A 12,474-nucleotide genomic window follows, 5' to 3' on the forward strand; every position below is an offset into this window, starting at 1 on the left:
CCATTGATAAATTGAGAAAGAATTAAGATTTACTTCAAAGCTCAGGCTCCTTTAAGCACAAGAAGTATTCATTTAAATCTCGTCTCGCCTTTAAAGCAGGAAGTATGATTGCTGAAGCCTTGAGGTCTGAGAGCCGAATACTTACTCTTTTGTGAAACTGACATAATGGGACTTGAGAAAAAAATAGGTTAAAAATAAGCTAACAACTTTATACAGCAATTTTTTTACCCTCAAATCGTATTTTTTTATAGATCTATATTTCTAATTATTCTTAGCTTTTTAGCGGTATTTATGGATTTAACTGGACTTGGTTTGAGGTTATTTTTGATGTATTTAATTTAAATCTTAAAGTACCGATAACATATCTCTACTGAACTAATTCAATACAAAAACACTAGGGCCTATCAAACTTATATGCCGGAGGAAAATATTCTTTGCGCATACCACTCATGGCTTGATTCATAAAATCACGCCAGATAGGTGCAACAGTAGTACCACCAGTAGCTCCATAGTTGAGTGGTCGGTAATCATCGTTACCTACCCAAACGGCAGTTGACAACTGAGGAGTATAGCCAACAAACCAAACATCCCTTTCTGAAGAAGTCGTACCAGTTTTTCCAGCAGCTTGACGACTTATTCTCGCCCTAGTAGCCGTACCTTGTTCAATTACTCCCACCAATATACTATTAAGTGATGCTACAGCCCACTGATTGAGAACCAATTTAGGTTTAGGAGTATTGTCCAATAAGACATTTCCACTAGTATCTGTCACCTGGACAATAAACGTCGTATCAGAATGCCAGCCATTATTAGCAAAAGTGGCATAGGCACCCGCCATTTCTAGAGGTGTCAAGTCAACAGAACCCAATGGTAAAGAAATCACGGGTTCCATGGGACTTTTAATTCCCAAGATTCGACAAACCTCAATCACCTTATTAAGCCCTACAACCTGACCAATTTTAACAGCAGGTATGTTCAGAGAAGATTGTAAAGCCTTACGAATACTTACTGCTCCAGAATATCCGCCACCATAATTTCGAGGAGAATAATAACCGGTACCATCTCGATAATTAACAGGAGCATCTATAACCACTGAAGATGGGGTAAATCTACCCGAAGCAAAAGCAGTATAGTAAACAAAAGGTTTAAACGAAGAACCAGGTTGCCTGAAAGCTTGAACAGCGCGATTATATTGACTTGTTTTAAAATCTGCCCCACCAACCATCGCTTTGACAAAATGAGTGCGTGGGTCAACTGCTACTAATGCTAATTGACCTTTGTCCCAACTCCGATAAAGCCCACGATAATATAAGATTTTATGCCATTCACTTACAGTTTTCTCTGCCATCTTTTGGAAGTTCATATCAATAGTAGTTTGTATGCGCATTCCTCCCTTCAGAACAGCATCTTTACCGAACCTCTCAGTTAATTCCTGAATAACTGCACTGGTAATATAAGGAAGTTTACTCTTACCAAAAGAAGTAACTTTACCTACATACAATGGTTGTTTGAGAGCTTCTGCTTCCTCTTGAGCGGTAATCCAATTTAGTTCTCGCATCCTGGCTAGAACTGTTGCCTGACGCTGTTTAGACTTTTTGTAGTTAATAAAAGGGCTATATTCCTCTGGCGCAGGAATCATACCTGCCATCAAGGCCGCTTCCGCCAAGGTTAAATCTTCGGAAGACTTATTAAAATAGCTTCGAGCTGCAGTTTCAACTCCATATAAATTATGGCCCCAGTAAATTTGGTTGAGGTATAATTCTAAAATTTCATCTTTGGCCATAATTTGTTCCATTCTAATTGCCAAAACTGCTTCAGCTACTTTCCTACTAAGTTTGGCTGTTGGGGAGAGAAACAAATTTTTTACCAATTGCATGGTCACAGTAGAACCACCTTCAACGGTTTTACCCCGCTCTAAGTTAGCTACAAGAGCACGCATAATTCCAATGGGATAAATCCCTAGGTGATTGTAGAAATTACTATCTTCGATTGCCAAAACTGCTCGTTTGAGGTCTGGAGAAATTTGCTTTAGAGGCATGACTTCTCGGTTGGCCTCATCATGGAGACTTGCCAGGGGCCTACCTTTGATATCATATATACGAGTTGTTTCTGAAGGTGTATAATTTTTGAGCAGCCTTACATCTGGCAGATTACGAAAGCTAATGGCTAAACCTACTAATCCACCAGCAACTAATGAGCTAGTCAGCATAGTAATGCCTAATACTGTACCTGTTGTAACTTTACCGACAGACTGAACAAACTCGAAGACTGGTGCAGATTTAGATAATGGTTTTTTAGTTTGCTTGTTTGGGAGAGTGTTGGTGGACACTTTGATTTCACTTCCTTGGATAGACTTCATATTTTTGATCAGTATAATTAGACTTCTCAGAGAAGACTAATAACTGAAATGACCCTCAGAGTTAAGCTGTATATATTCATTAAGACTAGATGATGACTGATAAATTTACATGGCTGCATCGTGGTATTAGCGAAATATTCCCAGATCAACCATATTCTCAAGACCCTAATGAAAACTTAATCCTGAAATTAACCACATTAGACCGTCCTTTGCGGGTTAAGTTAGGAATTGACCCGACAGGAGTTGATGTCCATTTAGGCCATAGTATTCCGGTGAGAAAACTCCGGGCATTTCAAGATGCTGGACATACAGCAGTATTAATAATAGGAGATTTTACCGCAAGAGTTGGTGATCCGACTGGAAAATCTGAAGCCCGACGCCAGTTGACTCCAGAGCAGGTACAGGAAAATGCCAAAACTTACTTAGATCAAGTCCGACCAATATTGGATTTTGATACCCCAGGACGGCTAGAAATTCGCTACAACTCAGAATGGCTATCTAAACTAGATTTGGCAGATATTCTTGAGCTTCTGGCGACTATGACTGTGGGGCAGATGTTGGCGAAGGAAGGTTTTGCCCTTCGTTATCAACAGGAAAATCCTATATATATCCATGAGTTTCTTTATCCTCTGATGCAAGGTTATGATTCTGTAGCTGTGGATGCTGATGTGGAATTGGGTGGTACTGACCAAAAGTTTAATATTGCGGTGGGGCGAGATTTACAACGTCATTTTGGTAAGAGGACTCAGTTTGGTTTGTTAATGCCAATTTTGTTGGGGACTGATGGAGTCCAGAAAATGTCTAAGTCTCTGGGAAATTATGTGGGTTTGTCGGAGGACCCTTTGAGTATGTATTCTAAGTTGGAGAAAATTCCTGATGACCAGGTAGAAAACTATTTTGAATTATTGACAAATTTAAATATTAATGATATAGATAAAAATCCTCGTGAAAGACAAAAATTGTTGGCTTTGGATATCGTGTCTCAGTATCACAGTCAGGAAGCTGCTTTGGAAGCTCAACAAACTGCAGTGAAAATGGTAATTAAGGGGGATATGAGTCAAACTGAGGCAGTACCAGAATTTTCTTTGGCTTCTGTGGAGTTTCCAGCGAAGTTGTTTTATGTTGTTAGCGCTAGTGGTTTGTGTAAGAGTAGCTCTGAAGCTAGGAAAAAAATTGCTGGGGGTGCTGTACGTTTGGATGATGAGCGTATTTCAGATCAGAATTTTACTTTAGATTCCCCAGCAGACCTTGATGGTAAGGTTTTACGGGTTGGTAAAAAGAATTTTGTTCGCCTGGTAAAAAATTAACTAATACTTTTGCTTAAGCTCAAACTCAAAGAAAAACTTCTTAGTTTTATAGCTTGACTGCTCAGAAATAGAAATGTGAGAATTTTTCAGACTTTGGTCTAGACTTTATAGCACTTTCCTTTAACAGAATTTTCACAATTTACTTTGTACCTAATATTCCCGAAATATGCTGTAAGTTACAAAAAATTCAAGGAGGGAAAATTTCGGAGGAGAAGGGAAGTAAAAGTACCTAAAATTTCTCACTCTTTGGGAAAGTCTTGAGACGGAAATTATTCAAAAGTACAACGTCTTAGTTTTATAGTTTGACTGCTCAAAAATAGAAATGTGAGAATTTTTCAGGCTTCAGTCTAGACTTTAAGTCAACAAAATTCAAGAAGGGAAATATTCTGATTGAATTTCTCTGGTCTAAAACTATAGATAGATATTTGGGAAAATTTTGGTAAATAAAATACCTACTTAGATTGATAAGACTTACGCAGTCAAACTATATATAATATATTTTTGGTAATTGTTTCAAATGTTTATACTACGATTAGTACCTTTGCATAATTGCTGATTAAGTTTGAAAGTCTTTGGTCTCTACAGCAGTTTTTGTCGGAGGCTCAGATTAAGCTAGAAATTTTATGGTCTCCTATATCGTTTCCTGAAATTGATGAATATTGATAATATTATAGTCCCTTTGGATGTTCCGAATGAGGCAGCAGCGATCGCTCTGATAGAAGAACTACCTGAAATAATCTGGTGGAAGGTTGGTCTAGAATTGTTTGTTAGTTGTGGCCCTCAGATTTTCTCAATTCTTAAACAACGCCAGAAAAGGATTTTTCTAGATTTAAAGTTCCATGATATCCCTAATACTGTTGCTGGAGTTTGTCGATCTGCTGCTAGTTATGGGGTTGATTTGTTGACTATTCATGCTACTGCTGGTAGAGTAGCTCTGAGTAGGGCACAGCAAGCTGTTCTGGAAGGGGCAAAAATTATAGGGCAAAAGCCACCAAGGTTAATAGCTATTACTATTTTGACAAGTTTGACTTCTCGTGATTTAGCTTTTGACCTCAAAATTCCTTTGGAGTTACCAGAATATGTTTTACAGATGGCATTGTTGGCTCAGGAATCTGGTTTAAGTGGGGCAGTTTGTTCTCCCCAAGAGGTAGAACAGTTGAGGCGGGTTTGTGGAGATGATTTTTTGTTAGTTTGTCCAGGAGTGAGGCCAAGTTGGGCTGAAGTAGGAGACCAGAAGCGATCGCTAACTCCTGCTCAGGCCATTAAGGCTGGTGCTAATTATCTGGTTATAGGCCGACCTATTACTGCTACTGCTGACCCAAGAGAAGCTTTGAGGCGCATTTGTCAGGAAATTTCAGGTGATCAGAAAGAGGGGAGTTAGAAGTTTAGTCCTCAGTTATTAGTGCCTTTGGCTAAAGTATTGGGATTGAAATTAGTATTACATTCAATAAAGATAGATTATCTCACCTGGTAAAAAAACCTTGTAATGACATTCCATGAATTTTTTCTACTGTGGTATACCCATCAAAAAAAATCACTGTATATTAACAGTTGAAAAGTTTTCTTTGTGAATTCTTTGGAGTAATTTTTTTTAAATATGATATTAGTAGAAAATGGAAAATACTGGGAATAACTATTGCAAGCTAAGGCTTTTAGCTATATCAAGGTTATAAAATTTATATTCTCAACTAGTCAGATAAGCTAATGCTTTTGTATAAAAACTTTGATGAGCTGCAATGATATTATAATTACGTTTTTATTTTTTTCTAAAATGTTTTGATTTTTTGGGAAGAGGGGTTTAGAAATAATAGGCAATTAGCAAGATTTTCAAAGTTAGTTTATATGTTTTTAAATTTGATAACTATTTCATAAGAATTTGAGAACTAATTAGGTGATTTATTAAGTACATTAGCATTAGCTTTTTTTATATTTTTTGAAGTATTAAATTAAGTTTTATTCTCTTTATTTTTCAATCTACTATAATTGCTTGAGCAAACTTTTATGGAATAGACTATATAATTTTGAAAGACTGTTCAAAATAAAAATAATAGAACCGAATGTTATTTTATTTAAAAATATTTATTTTCTTAGTCACAATTAGTAGTACAGTTAGTTTAGATTTATTTTCACCTAACTCTATATTGGTTACTATCAACAATAAAATAATTGTAAGAAGTAGAAAACCTAGACGACCTAGAAGAAAAATAAGAGAACAAATACAACCTGCTGAAATGGAAAAAAAAAATCTGTTTGCCCTGAAAATTCTGATAATTTAGAAATTTTAGTAGCAGCTTTAATTTTAGATTTACCTAGTTATGTTAATCGAGAAATTCAACGCGATCGCCAACCAAATCAGAATTATATAAAAAGGAATATAGTTATTGCAGGTCGTCCTGAGTTTGAGAATTTACCCAGATCTTATACGCCTTCTATACAGGAAGATATTAAGCAAATATTTTTAACAACTCTAGAAAGACAATATCAAGGTACTCAGGTAGTTGAATTACAAAGATTTCATTGGTTATTTATGAAGCAAAATGAGACACAATGGAAACTAATTAATATGTTTTCTATAGAAGAAAGTTTATCAGAAAATATTCTACTCCAACCAGAAGATACAAGTGATGGAGTATTTGCTAAAGGTATTAGAGCTTGGTTAACAAAATGTTATTTTTAGGAATAAAATAAGAGTTAGCATATAGATAGGGTGGCTTAATTCATAAACTCAAATATACACCGTAAGTTTTAAGGTTTTACTTCAGGAACTCAACTTTGATGCAAAGTAGTAATTTTTCTAAGATATCTCTTGGTTTTTCAAACTCACTAATACAAGTTTTTATTCCTATTTATAATCATGGTAGACTAACCACAGGTTCTTGGTTAGTTTTGTTTTATTTATTTATTTATTTATTTATTGTTGTTGACTTTTAGTATTAAAATATTTGATTATTATGCTTTGGTATATAAACCATCGGAGCGAATATTATATAAACAAGACATTAATTATAAAACTCTTGTATTGCGTTTATTTAGCTCCCTAAATTTATACATCTTCAGCAGAGTGTAATTCGACCTGTATAAAAATTTAAAGTGAACTTTTTTTTACTTATAAATATTATAACTGATAATCAGTAAATTTTCAATATTTGTTGAGATAGATCTAATTTTGTCTAATTATTTGACTTCTTATTTTACTTCTGTAATTAGCTCTATTACTTACTTCCTAAATGACTGAATTTTTGTATATTGCCTCCCACTTTATTTATCTGATCAATCATTTGATATAGTCTGCCTATGTCCTTGTGGTTAAAATGCATAACTAAACGTGGTAAGTGAAAGGTTTTATCTGCGGACTCTTCTGGTAATACTTGACTTTTCTCTATATTTCCTACAGTTAAAATATCCCTAAATTCTTGATTCAAAAAGTCTACATCTTTGTCTGAAATTTCTGATTTAAGACGAATTACAAACTTTTCTCCTACATAACGACTAGAATGATAAACTCTATAAAAATTGGCGATCGCTTCATAAGCTGATTCTAAGTTATCTGTAATAGTGTAAAAATTATAATCATTTGGACTTATCAAACCTCGTAGGAGTAATTGTTTATTTATAAAATCATTCCAGTCATACCAATAGTTTCCACCAGGATAATCTATTAATATTACAGGAGCGGGGCCAAATTTACCTGTTTGTACTAGTGTTAAAGTTTCAAATGCCTCATCTAGGGTACCAAAACCACCTGGAAATAAAGCTATAGCATCAGTTTCTTTCAGGAAAAATAATTTACGAGTAAAAAAGTATTTAAAGTTAATTAATTTATTGTTACCTCTTATAAATGGATTAGACTCTTGCTCAAAAGGTAACTGAATATTGAGACCGAAAGATTTGTTGCTTCCTGCTCCCTCATTACCAGCTTGCATTATCCCAGGACCTGCACCGGTCATTACCATAAAACCTTGTTTAGTCATATGATGAGCAAATTCTACTGCCATTTTATACTCTGGGGTATCTGAGGATACTCGTGCAGAACCAAATATAGTAATTTTAGGTATATGGCGATAGGGATAAAATGTTTTAAATCCATTTTCCATGTCTTGTAAGGAGGCCGCTAATATCTTCCAGTCCAGGTACTCAAGTTCTTCTCCTGCGATATTAACTATAGTGGAAAGCGATCGCCTTATCCATTTTTGCTGTTTCAAGTTGGGCAAATTTTTGAGTAATTTGCTTACTTCTTGCTCAATGAACTCAATTGTAGATTTGTCAAGATTTGAGGCCATAGATTGTTTCTATATCCTAGACAACTTTATTTATTTATACCAGAACAAAGAGAGCACAAAAAAGAAAATTAATTATTAATATCCTGTTGCAACTCTTGTACATAAATAATTTGTTGAAAAAACTGTAGGGTCAATTAATGACAAATAGAGAGCGATATCTCTGTTGAGTTATCAATTCTCAGCTCAAGTCAAAACTATTAGTTATAAATGATTTCAATTTTATTAATGTCTTAATACCTTTTTCTAGTATTATATATATAATCAAAAAAAATATATATAAGTTCGTGTATTGGCTGATAACTTTTCTGACACAATTCTTTTTACTCCGAAGGCTCTTTTAATTTATTTTATCTCTTTTTTATAAACTATAAAATAATCTAGTTCAAGCTCGAATATTCATTGTTTTTCTTTTCTGAAAAGATGTTATTATTAATATTGTAACTATTACAATTTATTTATAAATATTATATTATATATTTATCTTAAGGATTGTAATTTTCAACAGTATATTAGGTTATATTTATTTCCACTAATTTACTATACTAAATTTATGAAAAATTGATGAAATTAATTCAATGTATTCTGGGTTAAAATATATTAAAAAGAAATATGGAGATAATATTTATTGTTCCAAAATATTTATTTTAATAAAACTTTATAGCTAAATATTAATATGTAAATTTCTGATTTTTTTCAATAAAATCTCAATTATTTAATAATAACATTTTATATTTTATTTAGTTGAAAAACTAGTAAAAAAAAAAGAGGGTTTTTTAGTGGCATTCACATTATAATAAACATATTTTTACTTGAGAAAAGCTACAGGATTAAATGTTTTTATTGATTCGAGGCTAAAGTAATCAAATATCATCCATAATCACTCTGTTATCATAATTATTTAAACTCTTTTTTTCTATTGTCACTGAGCTCGAAATACTACTCCCTCATCCCTAAATTAAACAAATTTTTGACCTCACTCTTGATAAGATAATAACTAGATTTAATCTTAGACAAATTTTAAAGCTTTCCTATTGCTAGAGAACCTCTTTAATTAGAGGAAATTTTAGAAATGTTTAAATTAGATAGTTATTTTGATGAAGCTCCGAAATACTACTCCCTCATCCCTAAATTTTATCGGGAATTTTGTCGGGAATTTCTATTTCAACTTCATTCTTAACAGGATTATAAATTGAGATATTAGTTTCTAGAGCTTCAAAACTCACAACAAGAGAATATGGAACATCAGCATGTGGATCGTTATTCCATCCTTCATGTCCGACTACTGCAATACAAAAAGCTTCTCTAAGGTTATATGAATTAACAGTTGCCCAATCTTTTTGAAGAGTTCCTGCAGTTCTAGAAACACCCTTAACTTGACCATAATTTCCCTGTTTACCGAGAGTCCATTTAAATGGATCTTCTCCCTTGTCTGAATCTTCTGGAGCATTATCATCCTTTAAAATTCTTGCTAAAAATCTATCAGGATCTTCTCCTTTTTTGCTACACTCCCAATCAAGCCATGTTGAAAGATATCTTCTTCTATTTCGTCTAGTGCGACGGGGTTGAGCTTTGTAGGAAAGTGTAATTTCTACTAGAATTTCTAACTCTTCCCCCTGAGAAAGTAATTTTTCTGGTAATTTCACTTGATAAACATGAGCTTGTTTAGCTTTAATTCTTTGTTCTCCTCTTGTAATTAAAGTGATACGGTTGGCAGAATTTCCTAAAGCACGGTCAATATTAGGAATTCCATAACCAATTTGACGTATAATATTTAACTTGTCGATATTTTCATCTCTTGTCCATTCAGGCCATCTAGCTGACTGCACAATTAAAGCACGATATAAAAGACAATTCTCATTGGGTAATTCAGCAGCTAGACAAGCTGCAATATGGCTAACTTTTGGTGCCGCAAAAGAGGTTCCTACTTGGTTAGAAGATATAGCAGGGCCACCGCTCGGGGTTGAACGTACCAACTCAGGACAAATTACAGATTCAAAATAAGTAATCTTTGGGGGTGTACTTTCATCCTTGACTAGATCGCCACCATACTCAACTACTTCTGGTTTAATTGTCTGCCAAATTCCCCATCCTGAACAGGAAAAAGCTGAGGGCATATCTGTTTTTGATATTGAACTATAAGGTGGAGAGTTGTAGTAAATGGAAGCAACTGAACCAACAGTTAGCGCTTGGAAGCTTTGAGCAGGGTTAGCAATTCTGCAAGAGTCTTCTAAAAGATAATCAGGATAGGGGCGGTTTGCTTTGAAGTGATCTGTAACTGACAATCTTGTAATACCTATCTTGCTATCTGAAGGTTTATCTAAAGGTAAATTACCAGCAGAAACAATAAATAGAATATCATTAAGCCAAGTAAGTTGGTCGATAGCAGCTGCCCAAGCACTCATGTAGACTTGGCGACTAGGAACTGCTCCAGTAATTGAATGATTAAATATTCGTGTTTCTGTTTTCTTGTATAACTCAACTATTTCACTCAGTAAACTAGGTGGAAATAACTTTTCTGGAAGCTTACAATATTGATTTAAAACTCTAGCATTTTGAATCCAGCAAATAGCTTTTTGAGTACCATTCCGAGGTATATTTCTGGGATAGAGAATAGCACCCGCTACTCTTGTTCCATGTCCGCCATTTTTAACGTAGTCAGAAGTTTGATCAGTTTCCCCAGGAACCCAGCCAGAGGAGTTTTGTTGATCAATAGCTGATTTTAACAAAGGATGTCTTTCTTCAATACCACTGTCTATTACGCAGACTTTTGGCGCATTTAATTCAGGTGCTTCTAAAACAAAAGAAGGCTTATCCGTTTCAGATGAGCCTGAGTTTTGAATTAATTCACTAAATTCATCAGGTTCACTAACATCAAATATATAAGGAAAGTTCAAAACTAGATCCTTTAAACCTTTACCTGAAATCTTCATTCGACATGAAAAGCTATCTGGTAACGATGCTCCTGCTACAATTTTCCCGTCTATGAAACTTTGAATGTCTGCGTTGTAAAAACTCACAAACTTTTCCAGTTCATCTTGACGTTTTAGTTGTAGTTCATCCCAAGATTCATAAGTCATATCACGCTTGTCCATCCAAGTCTTGACTCTTTTTTTATATTTATCTTTACTTTCATCATATTTTCGATTCGGATGCTTGGGCAACATTGATTTCGTTCCCAGACAAGCAATTCCTACATCAACTGTATAAATTTGGTCGCCCTTTACTCTATCCCAGTGAGAACAAAGTTCAGGAGAAAGAATCAACTCTGGTTTCTTAGTACCATCAATTATTTCCCATATTCCAGCAACTGCACCACTTTTATTTTCTTCTGCAATAAATTTCTCTATTTTTGTCTGTAATTCACTAAGCTCTAAATCTACTGAAGCACCAATGATATATCCTTCTTCTAATTCGGCAATTAACTCTATTCCATAACCCTATTGTCTTTCTACCATTTGAACTTTATTTGACCCTATTTTTAAACTTTAACTCCAATAAGCTTTTATTTCTGCAACAACTTCCTCCAAATGTTCGTGAATCACCAACTCTTCCCTTTCCAGGATAGCTCTTTTAGCTGCATTTTGACCTACTTTAACAGCTTGAGCAGCAGAAAAATTACTCATTTGTTTAACAATTAAATCCCATTTAATAGAACCAACTGCCACAACAGATAAAGTTTGTTTTAATATTCTCTGAAGCTCATTTTCCCCTGGTTTTGGAACTAAAATTAAATCGTCAAATCTTCTCCAAAGAGCAGTATCTAAAGACTTATTTAGATTTGTTGCTGCTACTACAAGACCAGAATTTGAGCTATACTCATCAAGAACTTGTAGAAATGTATTCACCACCCGCTTAATCTCTCCTACTTCCTGACTATCTTCCCGCGATCTAGCAATAGAGTCACATTCGTCTAAAAATAGCAAACACGGACTTTCATTCGCCATATCAAAAACCGATCTTAAATTGCTGGCCGTCTCACCTAAGTAAGACGAGATCATTGCATCAAAGCGAACTTTTACCAAAGGTAAACCTGTATTCCACGCTAAACGTTCAGCACCTAAAGTTTTACCACAACCTGGTGGCCCATACAACAGAATTTTTTGTCTATAGGGCAAACCATAATGGGCCAGTCTATCTCTGGCAACATACTCACGTTCAATTCGCCGGAAACGTTTTTCTACAGTTTCCGGTAAAATCATATAATGCTGCAACTTATCCCTAGATATATAAGAGACCAAGGGATTTTCAAACCTCTTACTTTTGGGAAGTTCACTTAGAGGTCGTAACTCATTCGAGTTCTGTGATAACGTAGTTCCTGGCTTGGAGGTACTAGACTTCTTTCTATTTTTAGTAATATTCTCTAACTGTTCAGCAATTCGGGTATGTCCTTTTTTGCGTTCCTCTTCTATTGCCAGAAACATCAATTTCTCAACCGCTTCGTTATCTGAACTAGCGATCGCTCTAAACAGTCTTTTGAGAAGCTCTGCTTTCATTTTGCCCCTCAATATTTAGTAATATTGCCTTCAAT

General features: G+C 34.6%; 6 protein-coding genes. 2 read left to right on the forward strand and 4 right to left on the reverse strand.

Features of this window, described 5'->3' with window-relative positions; all coding sequences use genetic code 11:
- Positions 1 to 394: 394 nt before the first annotated feature.
- Entirely contained in the window at positions 395 to 2,359 is a 1,965-nt protein-coding gene (locus TERY_RS02085; protein WP_011610299.1) for a transglycosylase domain-containing protein, read from the reverse strand.
- An 89-nt stretch (positions 2,360 to 2,448) separates the two neighbouring features.
- Between TERY_RS02085 and tyrS the strand changes: the two genes are divergently transcribed.
- Both tyrS and pyrF read left to right on the forward strand, forming a co-directional pair.
- On the forward strand, positions 2,449 to 3,666 hold the full coding sequence (gene tyrS, locus TERY_RS02090) for a tyrosine--tRNA ligase (RefSeq protein WP_011610300.1): 1,218 nt from the start codon (positions 2,449 to 2,451) through the stop codon (positions 3,664 to 3,666).
- Between the two features lie 652 nt (positions 3,667 to 4,318).
- On the forward strand, positions 4,319 to 5,047 hold the full coding sequence (gene pyrF, locus TERY_RS02095) for an orotidine-5'-phosphate decarboxylase (RefSeq protein ID WP_011610301.1): 729 nt from the start codon (positions 4,319 to 4,321) through the stop codon (positions 5,045 to 5,047).
- Between the two features lie 1,831 nt (positions 5,048 to 6,878).
- On the opposite strand, the gene TERY_RS02105 is transcribed toward pyrF, so the two are convergent.
- From TERY_RS02105 to TERY_RS02115, 3 genes are all read right to left on the reverse strand, one after another.
- Positions 6,879 to 7,946: an LOG family protein gene (locus tag TERY_RS02105; protein ID WP_011610302.1), complete on the reverse strand. Its 1,068-nt coding sequence runs from the start codon at positions 7,944 to 7,946 to the stop codon at positions 6,879 to 6,881.
- A gap of 1,124 nt (positions 7,947 to 9,070) precedes the next feature.
- Positions 9,071 to 11,209: a S8 family serine peptidase gene (locus tag TERY_RS02110; protein WP_011610303.1), complete on the reverse strand. Its 2,139-nt coding sequence runs from the start codon at positions 11,207 to 11,209 to the stop codon at positions 9,071 to 9,073.
- Between the two features lie 222 nt (positions 11,210 to 11,431).
- Positions 11,432 to 12,439, reverse strand: a complete 1,008-nt coding sequence (locus TERY_RS02115) for an AAA family ATPase (RefSeq protein ID WP_011610304.1) — start codon at positions 12,437 to 12,439, stop codon at positions 11,432 to 11,434.
- Between the last annotated feature and the right edge of the window lie 35 nt (positions 12,440 to 12,474).

Origin of the sequence: Trichodesmium erythraeum IMS101, from assembly GCF_000014265.1 — a bacterium.
Lineage (GTDB): Bacteria > Cyanobacteriota > Cyanobacteriia > Cyanobacteriales > Microcoleaceae > Trichodesmium > Trichodesmium erythraeum.